Genomic DNA, 21521 nt, shown 5'->3' on the forward strand with positions numbered 1-21521 from the left:
CTAATCCTTCCAAATCGCGTTGGATACGCCGTTACAGATCAGCCAATAATGCGGCCAATTCCGGGTCCATTTCGTCGTCATCCTCATCTTCTTCCGCATCGTCATCGAAGGAAGCAAGGAAATCATCCAAATCGTCCGAGTCACCAGAACCGGTATCGTCCTCCAGCCCCAGATCATCCAGATCAAAGTCATCCTCGACTGTCGTTTCGTCAAACTCTGGGTCATCGGATTCGGGCGCATCAGGTACATCCGGCGAAGGCGCCGGGGCGGGAACACCCGACCATGGCCCCAGAAGCTCTTGCCCCGCGACCGAGTTGAACGAGCCCAGCCGGATCTCGTCCCGTCCCTTGACGGACAGCACCGGCATATAGCCCCGCTGGACCGAATGTTCGTGCTTGTCCATTGTCAGGTTGCGTTCGGTACAGGGCAGCGCCACCTGGTCACCGTATCGGTCGTTGACGAAATGATAGGGCACCCCACCAAGGCTCATGACGGCCCCCAGATTCATCGCTTTGCCATTCTGCTTAAAGGACTGCGCCAACAGGATTGTCACCAACACCGCCGGATTGGCCCACAGCATCCCGCGCAGACCTTCAGCTTCGGTGAATTCCTCAAAGTCGAACTCATATATCGGCTCGGACTTGGCCCCATAGGGCCGTCGCAGCATAAAGCGAGGTGAGGCAAGCCCGACATGCCCGGCCTCGGGCATCGCGCGGAACGTATCCCAGGCTTTAACCACCAGCGGGTGGCGATCCTCTTTCTTGATGTCCAGATAGGCGGGGGTGATCGCGCTGATGAAAGGCGCATCCACATGGGCGGCGACCCGGCCGATACGCCCCAGCAACTCGGCATGGGGCGGGGTTTCCTCGAACGTATAAAGCCCGATCAGGGCGGAATAGCCGCCGCGCCCGTTTTCCTCATCCAAGGGTTCCTCGGTCAGAAGACGAACCAACCCGGTCTGGGCCAGATCCTCTTCCGACGCCAGATCGGCCGCAATCTCTTCGGCCGAAACATCATAGAGGATCACGTCCAGCGTATCGTCATCCTCAACGCTGCGCGCGATCAGGTCCAGACTGCGCCACTGCGCCTCGATCGACTGGAATTCGGGATGATGCAGAACCATGCGCATCGCCGTACTCAGCGCCTTTTCCACCGCTGTTTTCATCGCCGCTACGTCCGGGCTGGGCAGTTTGCGAATATGCGGCCCGACCACCCGTTTCAGCAGATCATCCACCGGAGAAGGCTGCGCCAGCTCTCCGCTCGTATCTCCGATCAGCTTCTGAAAATCACTGAGTTTCAGATCAGCCCGCACAGTATTGCCACCAGACGTTTTGCGCGGCGGCACCACGGCCTGCCCGAATTCCTCTCCCCATGCCGTCAACTGTTTCGCCGCGTGATCGGCGGTAGCTCCGGCGCCAAGCTGGCCTTTCAGGCCCGACAGCCCTTCGAATAGCGCGACCTTTTCATACAGCTCGTCGGGGTGCAGATCGTCCAGTTCGGTCAACTTGACCTCGATCCCCGCGCCGTCCTTACCGATGGGCAGAACCAAGTTAGTGGCAAAACTTGAGATCACATCTTCGACTGTATCGGCGTCCAGCAGGATCGGCGCGCGCACAGCCAGCGCATCGCCAGTTTCCATCTGCCCCCGTGCCGCCCGGCCCGAGAAATCACCGAAGATGGCAATTCGGAACCGGCTGCGTTTCAACTGTTCCGGCTCGGGCCGGTCGGCGCTCATGCGGCCAAAGGCCAGCACCGGTTCGCCATCCGTCTTGACCTCTTGGGAAACGGATGCGTCATCCAAATCGTCATCGCCCTGTTCTTCGGGTTCGGATACGTCATCCAAATCCCCCAACAGGTCGTCCAGATCCAGATCATCCAGGTCAACTTCGCTGCTTTCCTCGGTTTCAGTCTCGTCTTCTGCCAACAAGCTGTCCAAATCGAGGTCATCCAAGTCGGGCTCTTGCGCATCGCCGTCGCTTTCCGTGCCCTCATCCGCCAAATCGCCCAGAAGATCATCCAGGTCTATGTCGTCCAAGCTGTCCGGCTCAGTAGCGGTTTCAGCCAAATCGTTCAGCAGCGCGTCAAGATCATCGTCATCCTCTGCGTCCTCATCCGGGGCAGCGTCGGCAAGATCGCCGAGAACGTCATCTAAACTGTCTGCGTCCTCATCCTCGTCAATGTCAGGAAGGGACGCCAAGACGTCATCGGTGTCATCACTTGCGTCAACCTGCTCAGAGGGAGTCTCGGCAAGATCGGCCAAAAGATCATCAAGATCAGAGTCCGCATCGTCAAACTCGGCCACATCGGGCAACGACGCCAGAGCCTCTGCCGCAGAGCTTTCGTCAGACGCATCCTCATCAGGAGCCATGCCGGCAAGATCGCCCAGCAAATCATCTAGGCTGGTGTCTTCTGGGCCGTCATCTGGATCTGCATCGGCCAAATCGGACAGAATATCGTCACTGTCATCGGCATCCTCGACTTCGGCCGCATCGGGCAACGACGCCAAAGCCTCTGCCGCAGAGCTTTCGTCAGACGCATCCTCATCAGGAGCCATGCCGGCAAGATCGCCCAGCAAATCATCTAGGCTGGTGTCTTCTGGGCCGTCATCAGGAACTACATCGGCCAAATCGGACAGAATATCGTCACTGTCATCGGCATCCTCGACATCCGCCACATCGGGCAATGAGGCCAGAGCCTCTGCCGCAGAACTTTCGTCGAACATGTCCTCTTCAGGAGCCATTTCGGCAAGGTCGCCCAGCAAATCATCCAAACTGGTGTCCAACGCCTCATCCTCTGGCGCCGCATCGGCGAGGTTTGACAAGACATCCGAGTGATCGGCCGCACTTCTGTCTTCGACCTCAGGCAGGGAAGATAATGCATCCTCGAGAGCATCACTTTCTGTAACTTCTTCCGGTGCGCGATCCGCCAGATCAGACAAAACACCCGTGGTATCATCCTCGACGTCTTCATGTGTCACCTCTGGAACCGAAGACAAGGCCTCTTCGACCGACCGATACTGTTGTTCGTCGTCAGGAGCGGATTCCGCCAAATCTGAAAGCACATCCGCAAACTCATCCTGCGGATCGTCAGTTTCGACGGCGTCTGGCAAAGAAGCTAGGGCGTCATCCACAGACCTGTCTTCCGGTGCGTCTTGGGGCGCAGCTGCGGAAAGATTTGACAAGACATTTGACGTGTCATCTGTGGGCTCTTCAATTTCAGCGTCGGGCAGAGAGGCCAAAGCATCGGCGACCGAGCGATCATCAGGTGCTTCCTCTGGGGCCATTTCGCGCAGGGCATCGAGTGTTGTCTGTGTATCTTGCTGATCAACCTGACTGTTGGCCAACGTTGCCAACAACGCAGGATCAGCCAAGATCTTCTCGATCAGCGCCTCTGCACCGGCCTTGCCATCCATATACGCCATGAGAGTAGCCAACTGCGTTCGTGCATCCAGCAGCTTCTGCAATGGTTCGATCTTGGCGGCGATCTGGGCCGGGTTAAAATCGTCCATTTTCTCGAATGTCAGATCAACCGAAAGACTGCCCTCGCCGGTCAGCGTGTTCGGCACCACGAATTCGACGCGCGGGGCCATCGCCTTCATGCGGTCGTCGAAATTGTCGACGTCAATCTCAAGGAACTTGCGATCGGATACCGAAGGCGTCTCGGCCTTGGATTTGCCGGACAGGTCGCTGAGCACGCCCATCACAAATGGAAGTTGGACCTTTTTTTCAGCCCCGTACAATTCCACGTCATATTCGATCTGAACGCGCGGCGCCCGGTTACGCGCAATGAACTTTTGCGAGTTGTCAGCCATTGCCTTGTCCTTTCAATTCCGCGACCTCGCGGCGTAAGGCTTTGACCTCGACCATAAGCTCCATCACGTGTTCGTCCACAATATCCGTTTCACTGCGAACAAGGTCCCGAAGGTGCGAAAACTCTTCCACTGACTCGTCTTCAACCGCCGACTGCATCGTGTTGACCAGAAGGCCAATGAACAGGTTTAATACCGAAAAAGCCGTTATGACGATGAAGGGGACAAAGAATATCCAGGCCGTCGGATGCACGTCCATCACCGGACGTACGATGCCCATCGACCAGCTTTCCAGCGTCATGACCTGGAACAGCGTGTAAAGCGACCGGCCCAGCGTACCGAACCAATCGGGGAAATCTGGGCCGTACATCAGCGTGGCCATGACGGCAAAGACATAGAACACGATCGAGATCATGATGATCACCGCGCCCATCCCCGGCAGCGCGTCCAGCAGCGCCTGCACCACCGACCGCATCTGCGGAATGACTGACAGCAATCGCATCGCGCGAATAACACGCAACCCCCTAAGCGCCGACAACCCATCACGGTTGGGCAGCAGGCCAAGCGTTACAACCACAAGATCGAAAATATTCCAGGCGTTATTAAAGAAGCTCAGACGGTAAGCGTAGAATTTGAGAAGCAATTCCGCCACAAAAATTCCCAGCACGACAGTGTCGATAACCCGAAGGACATGGCCAACATTGGCCTGAACCGAAGGTGAGGTGGACAGTCCCAACGTGATTGCGTTGAAAATGATCACACCCAGAATTGTGTTGGTTACCGCCTTGCGTTCGACGAACGCGCGCACGGTTTCGCGGAGCGTTTCGCTCTTCTCGATACCGTCTTCCACCCTTGCCTCCTGTCGTCTTGCTTGTGCCGAGCGCTCGTGTGATGCGCCCGGCCTTTTTAGATGTCGATCACCCTACAGCATCACTGATATTGTCGATCATACCTTTCACGGTCTTGATGTTGGTGAACATGTTCTTGGCTTCTGTCGCGATCGTTTTCTTGTCCAGCGCCTTGATCTTGTCGATGATCGCTGTGTCATCCACCTTTAGTCCGTTACCTTCCATCAGAGTGTTCATTTCGGTCAGGAAATTTTCCCGATCTTCCAGCTTTTTCGACAATTCACTGGCCGAGCGTTTCACGTTCATACACTCCGCGCCCAGTTTGATGCCTTCTTTCAGGGTTTTCGACCCGCGGGCAGCCTTCATGAGCTTGTCTGCAGATGCGCCCAGGTCATCAACTTTATGCCGCGTCTTCGTCGTGTGTTCGCGATATTTCTCTCTGGCTTTCTTGGCGTCATCCGCCTTGCCTTTGACTGCCTTGGCCGCAAAATCCAGCATGTTCTTTGCGATTGTCTTGGGGTCTTTGCCTTTGGTGACTTCCTCACCCATCGCCACCGCTTTGGCGGTGAACTTCTTAATCGCTTCCAGAGGCTTTTTCACAGAAATACCCGAAGTATCCGTAATGCCCTGACGCTCTGCCGCCTGCATGATGACGCTTTCGCGCAGCTTCATGTAGTTCTGGATTGCCTTGTACAAATCCTTACGTAGCTTTTCCTCGCCCTTCAGCTGTTGCTGAAGCTCTTTGCCCAGGGAATAGACCTGCTTGGCGATGGTCTTATACGCCATTGCATCCGCACCTGAAGTTGCCACCAAACGCGCGACGGCTCCGCTGATCTTGACCACACCCATGGTCACTTTGACCGTGGTTTTGACGCGCGCTTCTTTCAGCAGCTTGTCTTTGTTGGCCTCATCTTTCAGCTTTTTTTCGATCGCCACCTGGGCCGCGCTTTCGGCGGAAGCCATGGCATTCTTGATCGACTGGTTGACGCCTTGAATTAGCTTTTCAGCTTCAGCCTGGGACTTTTTCCCAGGCGTCTTCATCAATTCGCCGACCTTCTTGTCCAGTCGGATAGCTTCTTGAGTGATGGTCTTTTCGTAATCATCCAGCACTTGCCGGCCGGCGTCTTCCAAACGTTTCAACGCCGTCGAGGGTACCGGATCGGGTTTCTTGAGCTTGCCCGATTTCGTGATTTCAAACGCCACATCGACCCGGTATTTCGGGATTTCGATGTATTCCAGCTTGGGCTTCGATCGGATCAGATCGACGACGTAAAACTTATGTTTGGTGACTGTTGTCTTTGCCATCTAGGGGGTCCTCCACTGGCGAAATTCTTTTGGTTTGTGATCCGTCAAAAGCGCGGTCTCGCTCAGTCAAATCCATAAGTGAAGTCGCCGTCTGTGACATTGATCACGACTTTACTAACTTCTTGGCCCTCCATCATTCTTTTCAGGAATTCAGCCGAGATATCGGGCAGCATCGTGTTGGTCACAATCGCGTCGATCATACGCCCTCCGCTGTCCAATTCCTGACAGCGGTTGACGATCTCTTCGACCACCGCATCCGTGTACTCGAACGGCACGCCATGCGCCTCTTGCACGCGTTTTTTGATGCGGCCCAGTTGCAGCTTGGTGATCTCGCCCAGCATATCGGGGCTGAGCGGGTAATAGGGGATCGTCACCAGACGTCCCAGCAGCGCAGGTGGGAACACTTTCAGCAGCGGGTCGCGCAACGCCTTGGCCATGCCTTCGGGTTCCGGCATCAGGTCGGGATCGGCGCACATATCCATGATCATTTCGGTGCCGACGTTCGAGGTCAACAGGATCAGCGTGTTTTTGAAGTCGATCACGCGGCCCTCGCCATCCTCCATCACGCCCTTGTCGAAAACCTGAAAGAAGATCTCGTGTACGTCGGGGTGGGCTTTTTCGACCTCATCCAACAGCACCACGGAATACGGCTTGCGCCGCACCGCCTCAGTCAGAACGCCACCCTCGCCATAGCCGACATAACCCGGAGGCGCGCCTTTCAGGCTGCTGACCGTATGGGCCTCTTGATACTCAGACATGTTGATGGTGATGACGTTCTGTTCACCACCGTAAAGCACCTCGGCCAGCGCCAACGCGGTTTCGGTTTTACCCACGCCCGAGGTACCTGCGAGCATAAAGACACCAATGGGTTTGTTGGGATTGTCGAGCCCCGCGCGGCTGGTCTGCACCCGCTTAGCGATCATCTTCATCGCGTGGTCCTGACCGATGACGCGTTGGGCCAGACGGGTTTCAAGGTTCAGGATTGTCTCGATCTCATCCTTGACCATGCGACCCACGGGGATGCCTGTCCAATCACCAACAACACTCGCCACCGCCTGATGATCAACGATGGGCAGGATCAGGGGGCTGTCGCCCTGCAGTTCTTCCAACTCGTTGTTCTTGGCTTTTAGCTCCGCCAGCAGCGCATCGCGGTCGATGGGCTGCACATCCGGCGCTTCGTCGGTTGCGGCTTCGCCCTCGGCGGTGCCGGTGCCTTCGACCTCCTGCCCGCCTGCGCGCAGCTTGGCCCGCAGGTCGAGGATCTCCTCGACCACTTTCTTCTCAGCCTCCCAACGCCCGTTGAGTTCGGCCAAACGCGCCTCTTCTGCCTCTTTCGCGGCATTCACCGCCTCACGCCGGTCGGCGACATCATATCCAGCGGTTTCATCCCGTTCGATGATCTCTAACTCGGTGGTCAGGGCCTCAATCCGCCGTTGGCTGTCATCCACCTCGGCTGGAACCGCGTGCTGAGACACCGCGACCCGCGCGCAGGCCGTGTCCAGCAAGCTGACCGATTTGTCCGGCAATTGCCGAGCGGGAATATAACGGGCGGACAGAGTCACCGCCGCTTCGATCCCTTCATCCAAAACCTGCACGCGGTGGTGTTTTTCCAGCATCGAGGCAATGCCGCGCATCATCAGAACCGCTTTCGGGATATCGGGTTCCTCAACGTGCACGACTTGGAATCTCCGGGTCAGAGCCGGGTCTTTTTCGATGTATTTCTTGTATTCGGCCCATGTGGTCGCGCCGATGGTGCGCAGCGTGCCCCGTGCAAGCGCCGGTTTCAGCAGGTTGGCCGCGTCACCGGTTCCTGCAGCACCCCCTGCCCCGACTAAGGTGTGGGTTTCATCGACAAACATCACGATGGGCGTCGGGCTGGCCTGAACTTCGTCAATCACCTGACGCAGTCGGTTTTCAAACTCGCCTTTCATGGAGGCACCGGCCTGCAACAGGCCCACATCCAGCACCAACAGGCGTACATCTTTCAACGCGGGCGGCACGTCGCCGCGCGCAATCCGCAGAGCGAACCCTTCGACCACGGCGGTCTTACCCACCCCGGCCTCACCGGTCAGGATCGGGTTGTTCTGACGGCGGCGCATCAGCACATCGACGATCTGTCGAATTTCTTCGTCACGCCCCACGATCGGATCAATCTCACCGTTGCGAGCCTGTTCGGTCAGGTCGGTGCAGAACTGCTCCAGCGCCTCACCCTTGCCCATGGCACCGGGGGCCATCGCGCCGCTGGCCTCGCCGGGCTCGGCCCCGCCACCGACGTTTGAACCATCCTGCGCGCCCAGCGTGTCCTCGGGCGAGCCTTCGGTGGCTTCGGCAAACTTGTCGGCCAGATCATCGGCACCGATCTTGGCCAGTTCTGGCGACATGCTGGCCAGAATGTTGCGCAACGCAGGCGTCTTCAGCATACCAAGGATCAGATAGCCGGTGCGCACCTTGCTGTCGGAATACAGAAGCGAGCCCCAGACCCAGCCCCGCTCCATCGCGTCCATCAGATGGTCCGACAGGTCCGAGATCGAGGACGCCCCACGCGGCAGCATATCCAGCGAACGGGTTAGTTCGGACGCAATCTTGCCGGGGTCCAGATCGTAATGCTGGATGATGCGGTGAATGTCACTGTCCTGACCATTCAGGATTTGGTGCAGCCAGTGCTGGATTTCGACATAAGGGTTACCCCGCATCTTGCAGAACACAGTGGCCCCTTCGATCGCTTGATACCCCAGCTTGTTCAGCTTGCCGAACAGCGACACGCGGCTGATTTCCGTCATCTTCATTACCTCTCGTTGTGGACCGGTTCAGCGGCCTCAAATTCTTGGTTCATGTATCCGGGGTAGAGGATCAGATCGTCGACATCCGGACGCATTTCATCCGGGTCGTCGCGGGTTCTGATCCAGCTTGTATGGCCCAGCTGCGTCGTACCGCCTAGCGAGGCACGTGGGACTTCGTCACCGGCCAACACCAGATTGACCTCCCAATCCAGTGTATCACCGACATACGTGCGAAGAATGGACTCGAGCCGTTTTTGCGACAAACCTCCGGGCAGAAGGCGTTTGTAATCCTCGAAAGAGACCGGCCCCAGTCGGATGCGAAACTTGGCAGAGCGCGACCAGACCCGGTTGCCAATACTTGTGGACTGCCCCAAACGCACGGGTCCACCCAACTGCCATGTATCGTCGGGTTCAAGTTCAAGCCAGCTGCCGACGAATTGCTGCACATGAGCCTCGACGCCGAAATAATCAGACAGAATCGCTATAAGCCCTTCGACGGTCTTGGTTCCTGATCCCAGATGTCCGGCGAAAAACCGACGCAACATGTCAGGCATTTCGTCCCGGTCATCGAACCCGTCTCCTTTGAACCCGGCCAAAGCGGCAACGCGTTGTTCGAAGGGATCATCCCCACGGTCAAAACTGGGGGCTGGTTCAGCAGCCGACCATGCCCGGTAAAGCAAACTCATCATTCGATGCGTCAGCATGTCGGCGAAGGCAACAAAGGTCGGATCTCGGTGGTTGCGCAACCGGTCGCGAGCGAATTCCGTCAGATGCAGCGGTAAAGGCCCTTGCGGGCCGAAATAGCCAAAAAACAGATTGCTCAGCTTGCCGGGTGCGCCATCCGTTGCCGGTTCGAACCGGGTCAGAGTGGTGGGCGGAAAGGCCAACGACACGTCCTGACCCAGTCGCACCTTGTCTTCGTGCGGACGGCGGGATTCACCCAGACGCGGCGCGTCGGCGTAATGCGCCTCGATCACGCGAAGCGCCTGAAAGACGTGATGCCTTTCAGGATGTGCCGCCAGAGCGGCAAGCAGGTTCAAATGACCCTGCCCAGGCCCGCCGCTGGTCGCCATCTGGCAATCTCTCCTCGTCTTTCGGTCTTAAGAACAGTTTCCGTAAAGCTGTTGATGGTTGTGTACTTTCGAAAAAACCGTTCCAGCACCGCACCCAGAACATAAACACTGGTGCCCTCATAAAAGCTCTCATCAAAGCCCAATGTGATCTCAAGCCCGCGAACGGCGGTGCTGAGAACTTCGTCGCTCATGCGCCGCACAATCGGACGGCTGCTAACGGACACAACACCTTCTAGTTGCTTTTCCGTCACGCGGTTGCCCAGAGGGGCGTAAATTCCCAACAATTCGCGCAGCGCCCCAGCGCCGCCTTCCTTGCCGTCGCCGGCGATGGACAAGTAGTTCAGGCTCAGATGGCTAATCAGTTTCCAGGCCGCGTCGCCTTGTGCCAGCGTTGCATGAGGGCGTGTGGGCGTCACCGGTGTGCGCACGGATTTGACTGGGCCCCCTTCGGGCAAGTGGAAAACATCCGCGCCACCTGCTGCCAGAAGCATGGGAAGATCGCGGTTCGAACACAAAGCCTCGACCGCCAACTGATCCAGCGTTCCTGGATAAGGTGCTTCGGCCCGGTCTACCAAAGACAGATACACCTCGGATCCAAGATACGAGGTGCGCACGCCGCGCAGACGCTCTTTTTCATTGCGCTGACGCATACGGCGTTTGACCGTGTAGTACGCCGAATGATTATCGCCCGCAGCCGTCAGATCAGTTTCGCTGTAAAAGGCACGAAATGGGACGTCCCCTTCCTCGTCGGACTGAATTCCAGTTACCCGGTCTATCGCGAAAATCTCAAAGTCCAGCCCTGCTGTTCGGTTAGGAACGACGTGATGTTCGATATCCATTTGGGTAATGTGCACCCGGTCGCATCTGCGACGAAACAAGTTGACGGCTGGAACAGCACTCAACGCGAACGCTGCAGGTGCGACCGCCGGAGCAACATCACGCATCCCGTCGCGCAACAGAACGTAGATGTCGACATCGGTACCCGTTGATCGCCGCAACGCTGGCTGCAACTCTGTCAGCTCTACGAACAGAAACCGTTCAGGCATTGAAAAATATTCTTGAAGCAACCGGTAGCCATCAAAGGATTGGCGCGGCGTCGGCAAAAGGGCCTCTTCCCGTTCAAACCCTTTGGGAACCGCATCCGCTCCAGTCAAGCGGACGGTCCAGTCAGCACGCCGATCCGTCGACCGTCCAGTCAAACCGACACATTGTGTCGCCAGAAGTTCGTGCAGCGCCCAAGCTTTGCCGCTTTGAGTGTCCAGATGCAGTACAAGCCTGTCCAAGGCCAGCTCTGACATGGGCTCGCCATCGGTCCGATTAAGACGAAGCCTTATACCAGCCCGTGCGTCAGTTTCTTTTGCGACCCCAGCTGCGACCAGTTCACCTCGACCGTCGATATACTCGGCCTCGGTAATCTCGATGGGCCACAGCGTCATATCGGCTGAGGTCGTGAACTCACATGCTGTCTGTTCGCCTTCGGCCAAATGCGAACGCAGCGTCGTACCACGGGGAATTTCATAACCTTCTTTCAGCGCCGCGTTGCCAATGTCAGGCTCGAATTGGGCAATCATCATCGAGGGCGTAGGGGCCAGATAATGCGGATACACGATTTCGAGAAGGTTCGAGGTAAAGGCCGGGAACTGCATGTCCAGTTCCAACTGAACCCGGGCCGCCAGAAAGGCGCTGCCTTCCAGCAACCGTTCTACATAGGGATCGACGACCTCAATCCCCTCCATGCCCAGACGCGACGCGATCTTGGGGTAAGCGGCCGCAAACTCGGCCCCCATTTCGCGCAGAAAGGCCAGTTCGGTTTCGTAGTGCTTAAGCAAACGGGTGTCCATTACGTCAACTCCGCTCGATTGCGACTTCGCCGGTCGTTATATCTACACGGCTGCGCAAATAGAGTTCCAAGGGCATCGGTTGCGCCCACATGACGGCACGGATGTCATATTCAACATGCATTTCACCCGAGCCCTTTTCAGAACGCAAATCCACTGCAACTGAACCCTTAACGATCCGTGGCTCAAAAACCTCGATGGAATCGGAAATCGAACGCTGAATACGTTGCGCTTGCCGCAATGTGGAAAAGGCGCCCGACGTCTCGCGAATGCCATAGTTGAGGACAGATTTCGCCGCGTGCGGGTAAACGTCTTCATCGATCAGATCGGACTGATCAGTGGTGTTCAGAAGCAAAGACAAATCGCGCTGGATGATTTCCCTAAGCCTTCCGACGTCGATCACACGTGCGTCGCGACCCTCTTTTTGCTGGTCCGGCGCATCGTCCGTCAGCCGATCAAGAAGCGAAGGCTGCAGGCGTTCGGCAAGGGTCTTCTCAGCCATCTCCTGCCGTTTCCCCGGCCTCGGTGGCCACGTTCAGTACCAGTTCGCGCACATCCAACAAGGCGACATCGGATTGATCCGTTGTCAGCAGACGCTGACCCACGCCCACAAATGTATCAGAGCCCGCATCCATCCAACTTGTCGCCCGCGCCAAACGTGCTGCATCATCACCCTGCTGGGTTGTACCGGGATACCGTGTCGGGATCAGCGCAGCGACTTCTCCGCCGCTGGCGACAGTCAATGTGCAGGCCGTCCAGACGGCATCGCGCAGATCACTGGGGGCTTCGATCTCTAACCGGGCGATTTGTGAAAACGGGAGCCAGAAATAACGACCGTTTACAATAACTTCCAGAACCGGACCCAGACGCATATCTGCATCAGCGATCCATTCAAATGCCTCACCGTTGACAGTTCCCGAGGTTGCCGGGGCTGCATTAAAGGCTTTCGCCCGCATTTCGGCAGCTTGCTCGAAATTACCTCCGGCCGTCAGTTTCTGCGCTTCGATCAGGTGGGCCAGCCACTCTTCGGGCTCGCCGAAAACCATGGGTGTCTTTTCGGCTGCAAAAACCTTTTCGCGGTACACTTCGCAGATGATCGCCTCGCGGTAGGTCTTGGCCATCATCGTGGCCGCCTCATCCATTTCGGCGCTCAGTTTCAACTGCGTGATTGCGCGTTTCCAGTCGCCCATAACGCACAAAAGCTGAAATAGGAAAATCCGCAGTTTGGCATCTGCGGGATTGGCGCGGATTTTGTCTTGCAGCGCAGTAAGCGTGGCAGTCAGATCGCCTGTTCTTAGATGGTCTTCCGGCGTCATGCGGCCCTCGCGTCGTCAGGATAATAATTAAAGAGGGCTTGGGCGACATGCGCCGCCAAAGCCCGGATCGTGGTGAAAATCAGCTGACGTCGCCGGTTTCCAGGTTCCACTTGAACTCGTTGCAATCGCTGAGCTTGCCGGTTTTGAAATCGGCGATGCGGTATTTGATCGAGATACCGCGATACGCAACGGTCCAGTTTTCCGACGGAATCGATTCCTCGCCACCCGACACCGAATAGCTGTCGACGATCGCGTCACGCAGGGTGAAGATCAGATAAGGCTCCATGCCTTTCTTTTCGTCGTCGCCCGACCGGCACAGGTGGATTGTCATCTCACCATTGGCTTTGCCCGATGCAACATAGGTCATCAGCTTGGCCGATGCTTTGCTGAGTTCGGTTGTCAACGAAACCTTGCCGAAATTCGCGTTCGCGTATCCACGCTGAGTGGTCCCCATGTCGCCCATATCGAGGGTGCGCGCAACTTCCCAGCTGATCTCTTTACAGGCGATCCAGTCAGTATGCTGCTTTTCGCGGGCTTCACCAGGGAAGTCCATTTTGATGAATACGTTTTCCATTTTACCTTCCTTTAAGGACTAGAGATGACTCTGAGATATTCGAGGTTTGATTCGGCGGCAGTGAACCACTTCACTCGCCGCCGAAGTTTTTGATTTAACCTGCTTTTTCTGATGGCAACTTTGATACCAATCGCAGAGATACGGACAGCCCCTCAAGCTGGTAATGCGGCCGCAGGAAGAACTTGGACGTGTAATATCCAGGGTTTCCTTCCACGTCTTCGACCACAACCTCGGCCGAGGCCAGTGGCTTGCGCGCCTTTTCGGCTTCGGCGGAAATGTCGGCGTTGAAGTCAACATATTGGTTGATCCAGTCCTGCAACCAGCTTTCCATGTCCTGACGGCTTTTGAATGACCCGACTTTGTCTCGCACCATACATTTCAGGTAATGCGCAAAACGGCAGGTCGCGAACAGATACGGCAGGCGCGCGGCAAGGTTTGCGTTGGCGCTTGCATCCGGATCATCGTATTCCGCAGGCTTGTGCAGCGACTGCGCGCCGATAAACGTCGCCGAGTCGCTGTTCTTGCGATGGATCAGGGGCATCATGCCGTTCTTGGCCAATTCCGCCTCGCGCCGGTCCGAGATTGCAATCTCGGTCGGACACTTCATATCCACGCCGCCATCGTCGGTTGGGAAGGTATGTGCGGGAAGGCCTTCGACCGTACCGCCGCTTTCCACACCGCGAATGCGCGAGCACCAGCCATATTCCTTGAACGAGCGGTTGATGTTGACCGCCATGCCATAGGCCGCGTTCACCCAGCTATAGCTGTCGCTGTTAGCACCGCTTGTGTCTTCCTCAAACGCAAATGCCTCGACCGGTTCGGTTTTAGAACCGTAAGGCAAACGCCCCAAGAAACGCGGCATAGCCAGACCGACATATTTGGAATCCTCGCTTTCCCGAAGGGAGCGCCATGCGGCGTATTCCGGGGTCTGGAAGATCTTGGTCAGATCGCGCGGGTTGGCCAGTTCCGACCAGCTGTCCATCTGGAACAGGCTCGGCTTGGCCCCGGTGATCAAAGGCGCATGCGCCGCAGCGGCGATCTTGGACATCTCACCCAACAGTTCGATATCCTGCGGGCTGTGGTCGAAATGGTAATCCGCCACCAGCGAGCCATAGGGTTCGCCCCCGAACTGGCCGAATTCTTCTTCATAGAGTTTCTTGAAGATCGGCGACTGATCCCATGCGGTCCCTTTGAATTTGCGCAGGGTTTTGTGCATGTCTTTCTTCGAGATGTTCATCACGCGGATTTTCAGCATCTCGTCGGTTTCGGTGTTGTTCACCAGATAATGCAGGCCGCGCCACGCGCTTTCCATCTGTTGGAATTCTTCGTGGTGCAAGATCAGGTTGACCTGTTCGGTCAGCTTCTTGTCGATCTCGGCAATGATCCCTTCGATCGAGCGCAAAGCGTCATCCGAAATCAGGCCGGTATTGGCCAGCGCCTGCTCGGCCAGCGTCTTAACCGCGCTTTCCACGGCCGTTTTCGCCTGATCCGATTTCGGACGGAATTCCTTGGTCAGCAGCGCTTCGAACTCTGAGGATCCAAACGCTGTTGCGCCTTCGGCGGCTTCTACATTGGCTTCTTGATCGGCCATCTTTTATTCCTCCTCGGCAGCGTCGCCGCCCGGTTTGGGCTGGGCTGCAAGTGTTTTCAGCAGGCTGGGGTCCTGCATGATTTTCGAAATCAGATCCTCGGCCCCGGTCTTGCCGTCCATGTACGTCATCAGGTTGGACAGCTGCGTCCGCGCATCCAGCAGCTCTTTCAGCGGAGCAACCTTGGCGGCGATAGCAGCGGGGCTGAAATCGTCCATGCTTTCAAAGGTGATATCCACAGCCAAATTACCTTCACCGGTCAGCGTGTTCGGCACGGTAAACGCTGCACGCGGCGCCATCGACTTCATCCGGTCATCGAAATTGTCGACGTCGATCTCCAGGAATTTCCGGTCGGCAACCGCAGGCTGTTCCACCTCGGACTTACCGGCCAAATCGCTCATGACGCCCATAACGAAGGGCAGCTGCACCTTTTTCTCGGCTCCGTAAAGCTCCACATCGTATTCGATCTGAACCCTCGGAGCCCTGTTCCGGGCTATGAATTTTTGTGAACTGTCAGCCATCTGTTGCTCCTCGATTCATCCGTCAGTTTTTTGTTTCGGTCCCCGCCCCGGCGCTGCCGGGCGCGGATTAAAATCCATCGTCATCATCATCTTTCAGGCCACCAATCTGGCGTACTTCGTCCAGGCCTTCCTTGGCCATGTCTTCGATGATCGTAAGAAAGTCGGCATTGACCAATCGCTTGGCCCGCTCCAGCAAAATGGGAAGCGGGCTGGATGGCTCGCACCGCGCATAGTAGTCCATAATGCGATCCAGCATCCGGGTCACATCGTCGGGCGAATTGATCGCACCCCCGCCCGCAGGTGCCGGCGCTGCCGCACCACCAGTCGGGGCCGCAGAAGGCGCTGAAACGCTTGCCTCTGCCATGTCATCGGCAGAAACCTCACCAACATCGGCATATTGGGCCAGTGCTTGCTTGATGCTCTTTAGCGCCACAATCAAAGGATCCAGATCGGGGCCTTCTCCCGGCGTCTTGTCCGAGAACACAGCGTCAATCGCGCTGACATCCTCAAGTGCTGACGAAACCGCATCGGCATTTGCAGACAGCACCTCGTCATCGGTGTCTTTGAAGGCTGCAGCAACGCTGTTGGCGTCCGGGATGTCATCCAGATCGGCGGGCATATTGATCCGGCCATCCACCACGTCCAAGTGGCGCAGAGTCATGCGCCCAAACATACGGCTGTCCGTCAGACCCGTGCGACGCAGCGCTTTTACCATGCGATCCGACGAAGCCAGACCACGCACCGCGTTGATCCGCATTGTCGCATCGCCATCATCTTCGTCCAGCTCGGGGTGACATGTCTCCCAGAAATCTTCGAGCAGGGATTTGATATAATTCAGAGAGGTCGCAAATGCAGGCAGGCCCTTGGTGTGCAATACGGCCTCGGCCAGATAAACTGCGGCACGCAGGTCATGGCTTTGCTCCATGATCGCCAGCGCTTTGGACTCGACATCACCCCAGTCCTGTTCTTCGGCAGCGACGACCTCGTCACCCATTTGCCGCTCTTCGCCGGGCTGCGCAGCTATTTCCAGATCGGTAAACGCCGGATCATATTCCAGGTTTTCGCCGCTCGGCTGGTCTCCGTTTCTGGGCTCCAGATAAGACGATAAATTCATACTCTCCCCAATAACGTGGCGGTTGAGAACCGCTTTTTCGTTTGTTGGCACCGCTTAACGTGATGTTCCCGACTACCAATATGAACTATTTCACAGAGTGACAAAACTTGCACACATTTCACGTTTTAAGCCCAGTCATTGTGTTGAATCAGCCGCACACCCGGCACAAAGTCAAACCTAAAAAATACGTTTTTTCTAAGACATTGCTTGGCCGCTACGGTGGGCATCCACGATTTTTCTTTTGGCTGACGGATTTAGATGTAGTTGCAATGTATTTTTTTCTTCTTGCCTGCGGTTCAATGCTGCAATGATTGCTCAAAGTCGGACGACGCGGTGTTTCGGAACTACGGCGCAAGGCCGCCAATCGGGAATGGGGAGAAGAATGAGAACAAGACTTATTGCAGCCATCGCGCTTTCATGTGCAGCTTTAATGGCGCAGGCGGACGAAAGCAGGCTTTCAATCGAGCTTAACAAATTCGAACCCGGCGAAGCCGGAGGCTGCCGCGCATTTTTCCTTTTTCGCAATCAGACAGACAACAGTTTCGAAGAATTTGAAATGTCGCTCGCGATCCTTGACAAAGATGGGGTGATCGACCGGCTTCTGTCGATTGACGCCGCCCCTCTGCCCGTTCAGCGGACCACTCTGAAACTGTTCGAAATCCCCGAGATTGAGTGCTCGGATATTTCTGAAATTCTGCTGCACGACCTGCCTGTATGCAAACCGCAGAATTCTGACCCTGTCGATTGCTTCCCGCTTTTGGCGCTGGACAGCAAGACCGCTGCCAATCTGGCGCAATAAGTCATGCCGGGCTTGGAAAACTTGGGCACCGGAGGCCCAATCATCGCCATTCTGGGGCTGCTATCCCTGCTGTCTCTGACCGTAATCGTCGTCAAAGTGATCAAACTGGCCCCTGTCAATTCGGGCGGACCAGTAAGGGACTCCGCTTTTGTTCAATGGTCCAAGGGCGAACGGCAAGCAGCGCAGCAGGCTGTCGCCGCGGGCAAATCCCCAGCGGACCGGGTGTGTGCCTACGCGATGCAGGGGCTTATCGACGGCTTCAAAGGCCCCGCCTTAATGGCCGAGCTGACACGGCGCGGCAATTTGGAATTTGCCACAATGAACAGCTGGATTCGCGTGCTGGAATTGATTGCAATGATATCACCCCTGCTGGGTTTGCTGGGTACAGTGACCGGCATGATCCAATCTTTTCAAGAGCTCGAGCTGGCACAGGGCGCTGCAAATGCCTCGGTTCTGGCAGGTGGTATCTGGCAAGCACTTTTGACGACTGCAGCAGGGTTGGTGGTCGCCATTCCAGCCGCGATTGGGGCTTCACTACTGTCAGGTCGGGCCGAAGCCGGCGCGCAATCCATCGAGAACGCGGTGGGACAACTCATGGTACTGGAGGAGCGCGGCGCGCATTAGGAAGATGTCGATGGACAGCGATCTCAGCCTGAACAGACGCAAGCCAACCCGGCCATTGATCTCGCTGGTGCCGATGATCGACGTCATGTTGATCTTGCTGGTGTTCTTCATGGTTACGTCGACGTATTTGAACCTCGACATGATCCCGGCGCTGGCGCAACGCGACAGTCCCTCACAAGGGACGGCCGGAGAGGGCGCAGCTGAAACGTTACTGATCCGCATAGGCACGGACGGAGCTCCGTTTCATCAGGGCCAAGCGGTATCGCATGATGACTTGTCCGACCTATTGACCCGACGCCTCAGCCGGGACCCCGGTCTTCAGGTCATTGTGCTGCCTACCGGAGGGGCCAGGCTACAATCCCTTGTCTCGGTCATGGATACAGTCACCCAGGCCGGGACAGTGAACATGCGCGTGGTTCGACTGGAGGCTAGCCCGTGAAAATCACCCGCCCTGGCCCACGTCACCACCCCGAAACGATCATTGCCCTGATCGACGTTGTGTTCTTTTTGCTGGTCTTCTTCATGCTGATCGGTCGTATGGATGCCACGGCACCCTTTGACGTGGCTCCGCCCGTCGCGGTGACCGGCGCGGACATGCCCGCAGGCGGCATCACAATCTCGGTGGCAGCAGATGGCACAATCGCATTGGACGGTGAGACCGTAGCGCCGGAAGACATCGAGCGTCGCGTTCAGTCGTTGCTGTTGGCCCAACCAGACATTCTGATCCGCATCAATGCGCATCGCGAAGCAACGTTGCGATCAATCCTGCCCCGTATTGCTCAGTTTGAGGCTATGGGCGCCCGCGATGTGGTGTTGGTCGTAACCCCTCCGGGAGCGGCGCAATGATCCGGGGGGCCGTCTTATGGGGTATCGGGCTGATCGTTTCACTCGCCCTGCATGTCGGAGGCGCCATCGCCCTGATTTGGAGCGTCGAACCCGAACCGGTTGTTGAACAGCCGGTTCCCGAAACACAAATGCAGCTGTCGGCCCACCGGGTAAAACAAAGCGAGGCCGTTGAATCCCAACCAGACTCAGAAACCGCTCAAACCAAGGACGCCTCGGGCGCGCAGCTGGGCCAAAGCACGATCCGACAGTCAACAGCGACTGCCGCTCAGCTTCCTCAGCAGCTAGTTGCAGTGACTATTCCGAACACCGATACATTGTCGGCGTCTGAGGCAACGCTCGACCCCGCGCAGCCCGTTTCCGCCACATCTCAGCCACTGCAAGCGACAGCATTACCCGCATCGCAGTTGGTCTCTGCTGCGGTACAGGCCAATCCGGTCTCATTGAAGCAACCGCTGGCGCAAACCGTGCCTCCGGCGCAACCCACTGCGGACGTCTCGCAATCCGTGCAACCGCAACCCGTCGTCCTGACACAAACGGTTCCCGACATCCCGCAAACTGCCGCATCCGAGGTGTTTTCAACCTCTGGCGAAGGACCGATAGACCCGGTCTCATTGGCCGCGATCCAAAGCTTTATGCAGCCGGAAGATGCCGGAAAATCGGCCGAAAATCTGCGCGACGGGATCGATGGGCTTTTGGCTCAAGTACCCTGCGCACGGCTGCAGGTTCAGTTTCAGCCAAACACAAACACTTTGCAGCTTATTGGACATATCCCCGAGGATGGATTGCGTAACCCGGTTCTGGCCGCCCTTCAGACGCAGATGGGTACCAACATTCAGGTTGAGGACAAGTTGCGCATCCTGCCCCGCCCGCAATGCGGCGCACTCAGCGGAATAGCCGATATTGGCTTGCCGCAATCAACGGACCAGATCACCAATCCACTATTGATCGGGGAAGATGTCCATGCGCGTGCGTTTCGCTATGTTAACGGTCAACAACTGGTTCTTGATCTGACCGGAGCAGACTACGACGCATACGTCTATGTCGACTACTTTGATGCCCAAGGGCAAGTCATCCATTTGCGACCGAATGCATCAACCCCGATGCAGCCGACACTCGCAAAGTCCGCATTGCGCGTGGGCGCGGCCGCGCCGGGTGATCCCGGCCTTTTCATCACGATAGGTCCACCTTACGGACAGGAAATCGCCGTCGCCTTTGCTGCGTCAGATCCGCTATACCAACAGGATCGCCCACTAATCGAACCGGCAGATGCTTACCTTAAGTTCCTCAAATCTCGCGTCGCCGAAGCTCGGGACGTGAACCCCGACTTCAAAGGAGAGTGGGTCTATTTCTTTATCACCACAGCCGAGCGATAGGGACGCATCAAATCCGTGATCTAAGCAGAAGGACCTGCCGCCTTTACCCCGATGCTAATCCCGAACGCTGGACCTTTGGATCTACGCAAACTGTGCCGCTCTGATCTTGGCCACTGTTTGCTGAATATCCAAAATTTTGTTTTCCAATTCCGGTGCATTCAGAGAACCCTCACTGGTCAAGGTATCCTCTACAGCGCGCAGCCAGCAATCGAAGTAAGCCGTTTCCACGGCCCGTGCCGTACCTGCGCTGTTGCACTTTTCCGTTTCTGTGATCAGGGCCGCAAGGTGGGATTGGAACGTCGCCCAGGGGAAATGCCCTTGTTGGACCATGGCCACGACAAGAGCGAATATCCGAGTCTGCCATGGAGCAAGGAACAAAGGGCCGTTTTCATCCAGCCCGGGGATCGAGCGACGGACGTTTTGCAACGCCACGTCATGGGCGTCACACATCGTCAAGATAACTCTCCCAAAGATCAAGACAGACGCAACCATTGGCGTCTGCAGCACTGCCCCACAAATCCTTGGACGAAAATTCGACCGTATAGCAGTGCTGAGGGTCAGGGCCTTGCCCGCTTGCCATCGAGTCGGCGAACTGAAACACCCCCATATCGGCGATGACCTTCCCGACGTGGTTGCGCACATAACGAGGCGCCCGCGTGTGACCAACGGGACTGTTGGCCAGAACGCGCACCGACTGACCGACGGCAAAGCGTGGCGTGGCAGTGGTTGGGGGGAATGTCATCTCGGCCCCTGCCTTGGTGGCCGCCAGTATGTCAGCCGGACCGACCGCCGGATGATCACCCTGCGGGATATCGAACCGTTTCAGACCCGACGCGACTTCCTGGGGGTCAACCAGACCCGCAGCTTGTACCAGCGCAGTCGCGGCCACGGTCCATTTTTCAAAGTAATCCAGCCGCAGGTAATCCGCGGGGGCAATCCGTTCGATTGCCGCGCGGTGTTCATCGGCGCAGAAAGGCACAGACCACGCCAAAGCCTCGGTCAGGGCAAAAGCGCGCTTTTGCCAATCGTGATCAAAGGCCCGATCCTGATCGCAGGGAACCGGTCCAAACCCGTGCATCCCGCCCATATCATGAATGCCGTCCATACCCTGCC

At 56.9% G+C, this 21521-nt stretch carries 19 protein-coding genes; 5 read left to right on the forward strand and 14 right to left on the reverse strand.

The features are described 5' to 3' along the window. Positions 1 to 31: 31 nt before the first annotated feature. The 12 genes from tssB (ACR3EG_RS01220) to tssA form a co-directional block, all read right to left on the reverse strand. Positions 32 to 3811, reverse strand: coding sequence for a type VI secretion system contractile sheath small subunit (gene tssB, locus ACR3EG_RS01220; protein ID WP_480482201.1), 3780 nt, complete (start codon positions 3809 to 3811; stop codon positions 32 to 34). After that, entirely contained in the window at positions 3804 to 4658 is an 855-nt protein-coding gene (locus ACR3EG_RS01225) for an ion transporter (protein WP_170356381.1), read from the reverse strand. The genes tssB (ACR3EG_RS01220) and ACR3EG_RS01225 overlap by 8 nt, the downstream gene beginning before the upstream one ends. Positions 4659 to 4725: 67 nt before the next feature. Continuing rightward, the gene (locus tag ACR3EG_RS01230) at positions 4726 to 5961 is read right to left on the reverse strand and encodes a hypothetical protein (protein WP_170755847.1); all 1236 of its coding nucleotides are present in this window, start codon (positions 5959 to 5961) and stop codon (positions 4726 to 4728) included. A 62-nt stretch (positions 5962 to 6023) separates the two neighbouring features. Beyond that, entirely contained in the window at positions 6024 to 8741 is a 2718-nt protein-coding gene (gene tssH / locus ACR3EG_RS01235) for a type VI secretion system ATPase TssH (RefSeq protein WP_480482852.1), read from the reverse strand. Positions 8742 to 8746: 5 nt separating this feature from the next. Then, the gene (gene tssG, locus ACR3EG_RS01240; protein ID WP_480482203.1) at positions 8747 to 9814 is read right to left on the reverse strand and encodes a type VI secretion system baseplate subunit TssG; all 1068 of its coding nucleotides are present in this window, start codon (positions 9812 to 9814) and stop codon (positions 8747 to 8749) included. Then, a complete protein-coding gene (gene tssF / locus ACR3EG_RS01245) occupies positions 9778 to 11655 on the reverse strand; it encodes a type VI secretion system baseplate subunit TssF (RefSeq protein WP_480482205.1) in 1878 nt (625 codons plus the stop codon). The genes tssG and tssF overlap by 37 nt, the downstream gene beginning before the upstream one ends. A 4-nt stretch (positions 11656 to 11659) precedes the next feature. Next, entirely contained in the window at positions 11660 to 12154 is a 495-nt protein-coding gene (gene tssE, locus ACR3EG_RS01250) for a type VI secretion system baseplate subunit TssE (RefSeq protein ID WP_170356377.1), read from the reverse strand. Continuing rightward, on the reverse strand, positions 12147 to 12968 hold the full coding sequence (locus ACR3EG_RS01255; protein WP_480482207.1) for a type VI secretion system accessory protein TagJ: 822 nt from the start codon (positions 12966 to 12968) through the stop codon (positions 12147 to 12149). The genes tssE and ACR3EG_RS01255 overlap by 8 nt, the downstream gene beginning before the upstream one ends. 79 nt (positions 12969 to 13047) lie before the next feature. Beyond that, positions 13048 to 13542, reverse strand: a complete 495-nt coding sequence (locus ACR3EG_RS01260; RefSeq protein ID WP_480482209.1) for an Hcp family type VI secretion system effector — start codon at positions 13540 to 13542, stop codon at positions 13048 to 13050. Positions 13543 to 13636: 94 nt separating this feature from the next. Beyond that, positions 13637 to 15133, reverse strand: a complete 1497-nt coding sequence (tssC, locus tag ACR3EG_RS01265) for a type VI secretion system contractile sheath large subunit (protein WP_170356374.1) — start codon at positions 15131 to 15133, stop codon at positions 13637 to 13639. Positions 15134 to 15136: 3 nt separating this feature from the next. Further along, positions 15137 to 15652, reverse strand: a complete 516-nt coding sequence (gene tssB / locus ACR3EG_RS01270; RefSeq protein ID WP_170356373.1) for a type VI secretion system contractile sheath small subunit — start codon at positions 15650 to 15652, stop codon at positions 15137 to 15139. Between the two features lie 67 nt (positions 15653 to 15719). Beyond that, complete coding sequence (gene tssA / locus ACR3EG_RS01275) at positions 15720 to 16766, reverse strand: type VI secretion system protein TssA (RefSeq protein ID WP_480482211.1); 1047 nt, start codon at positions 16764 to 16766, stop codon at positions 15720 to 15722. 382 nt (positions 16767 to 17148) lie between these two features. On the opposite strand from tssA, the gene ACR3EG_RS01280 reads away from it, so the two are divergent. The 5 genes from ACR3EG_RS01280 to ACR3EG_RS01300 are packed head-to-tail and all read left to right on the forward strand — an operon-like array spanning position 17149 to position 20408. Next, positions 17149 to 17565 (forward strand): hypothetical protein, encoded by a 417-nt coding sequence (locus tag ACR3EG_RS01280; protein WP_480482213.1) that lies wholly within the window; start codon positions 17149 to 17151, stop codon positions 17563 to 17565. A gap of 3 nt (positions 17566 to 17568) precedes the next feature. Continuing rightward, positions 17569 to 18189 carry a MotA/TolQ/ExbB proton channel family protein gene (locus tag ACR3EG_RS01285; protein ID WP_480482215.1) on the forward strand — a complete coding sequence of 207 codons (621 nt, stop codon included), beginning with the start codon at positions 17569 to 17571 and terminating at the stop codon, positions 18187 to 18189. 10 nt (positions 18190 to 18199) lie between these two features. Beyond that, entirely contained in the window at positions 18200 to 18628 is a 429-nt protein-coding gene (locus ACR3EG_RS01290; RefSeq protein ID WP_480482217.1) for an ExbD/TolR family protein, read from the forward strand. Next, positions 18625 to 19035, forward strand: a complete 411-nt coding sequence (locus ACR3EG_RS01295; protein ID WP_480482219.1) for an ExbD/TolR family protein — start codon at positions 18625 to 18627, stop codon at positions 19033 to 19035. The genes ACR3EG_RS01290 and ACR3EG_RS01295 overlap by 4 nt, the downstream gene beginning before the upstream one ends. Continuing rightward, complete coding sequence (locus tag ACR3EG_RS01300) at positions 19032 to 20408, forward strand: DUF4384 domain-containing protein (RefSeq protein ID WP_480482221.1); 1377 nt, start codon at positions 19032 to 19034, stop codon at positions 20406 to 20408. Before ACR3EG_RS01295 ends, ACR3EG_RS01300 begins: the two co-directional genes overlap by 4 nt. An 81-nt stretch (positions 20409 to 20489) precedes the next feature. On the opposite strand, the gene ACR3EG_RS01305 is transcribed toward ACR3EG_RS01300, so the two are convergent. Then, positions 20490 to 20858 (reverse strand): nitrile hydratase accessory protein, encoded by a 369-nt coding sequence (locus ACR3EG_RS01305; RefSeq protein ID WP_480482854.1) that lies wholly within the window; start codon positions 20856 to 20858, stop codon positions 20490 to 20492. Beyond that, positions 20851 to 21513, reverse strand: coding sequence for a nitrile hydratase subunit beta (gene nthB, locus ACR3EG_RS01310; protein ID WP_480482223.1), 663 nt, complete (start codon positions 21511 to 21513; stop codon positions 20851 to 20853). The genes ACR3EG_RS01305 and nthB overlap by 8 nt, the downstream gene beginning before the upstream one ends. Positions 21514 to 21521 lie beyond the last annotated feature (8 nt).

The sequence above is a fragment of the Ruegeria sp. AM7 genome (assembly GCF_056535965.1).

Coding starts and splice junctions, on each gene's coding strand:
- tssB (WP_480482201.1), bottom strand. CDS start 3,811: ATGGCTGACAACTCGCAAAAGTTCATTGCGCGTAACCGGGCGCCGCGC.
- ACR3EG_RS01230 (WP_170755847.1), bottom strand. CDS start 5,961: ATGGCAAAGACAACAGTCACCAAACATAAGTTTTACGTCGTCGATCTG.
- tssH (WP_480482852.1), bottom strand. CDS start 8,741: ATGACGGAAATCAGCCGCGTGTCGCTGTTCGGCAAGCTGAACAAGCTG.
- tssG (WP_480482203.1), bottom strand. CDS start 9,814: ATGGCGACCAGCGGCGGGCCTGGGCAGGGTCATTTGAACCTGCTTGCC.
- tssF (WP_480482205.1), bottom strand. CDS start 11,655: ATGGACACCCGTTTGCTTAAGCACTACGAAACCGAACTGGCCTTTCTG.
- tssE (WP_170356377.1), bottom strand. CDS start 12,154: ATGGCTGAGAAGACCCTTGCCGAACGCCTGCAGCCTTCGCTTCTTGAT.
- ACR3EG_RS01255 (WP_480482207.1), bottom strand. CDS start 12,968: ATGACGCCGGAAGACCATCTAAGAACAGGCGATCTGACTGCCACGCTT.
- ACR3EG_RS01260 (WP_480482209.1), bottom strand. CDS start 13,542: ATGGAAAACGTATTCATCAAAATGGACTTCCCTGGTGAAGCCCGCGAA.
- tssC (WP_170356374.1), bottom strand. CDS start 15,133: ATGGCCGATCAAGAAGCCAATGTAGAAGCCGCCGAAGGCGCAACAGCG.
- tssB (WP_170356373.1), bottom strand. CDS start 15,652: ATGGCTGACAGTTCACAAAAATTCATAGCCCGGAACAGGGCTCCGAGG.
- tssA (WP_480482211.1), bottom strand. CDS start 16,766: ATGAATTTATCGTCTTATCTGGAGCCCAGAAACGGAGACCAGCCGAGC.
- ACR3EG_RS01280 (WP_480482213.1), top strand. CDS start 17,149: ATGAGAACAAGACTTATTGCAGCCATCGCGCTTTCATGTGCAGCTTTA.
- ACR3EG_RS01285 (WP_480482215.1), top strand. CDS start 17,569: ATGCCGGGCTTGGAAAACTTGGGCACCGGAGGCCCAATCATCGCCATT.
- ACR3EG_RS01290 (WP_480482217.1), top strand. CDS start 18,200: ATGGACAGCGATCTCAGCCTGAACAGACGCAAGCCAACCCGGCCATTG.
- ACR3EG_RS01300 (WP_480482221.1), top strand. CDS start 19,032: ATGATCCGGGGGGCCGTCTTATGGGGTATCGGGCTGATCGTTTCACTC.
- ACR3EG_RS01305 (WP_480482854.1), bottom strand. CDS start 20,858: ATGTGTGACGCCCATGACGTGGCGTTGCAAAACGTCCGTCGCTCGATC.
- nthB (WP_480482223.1), bottom strand. CDS start 21,513: ATGGACGGCATTCATGATATGGGCGGGATGCACGGGTTTGGACCGGTT.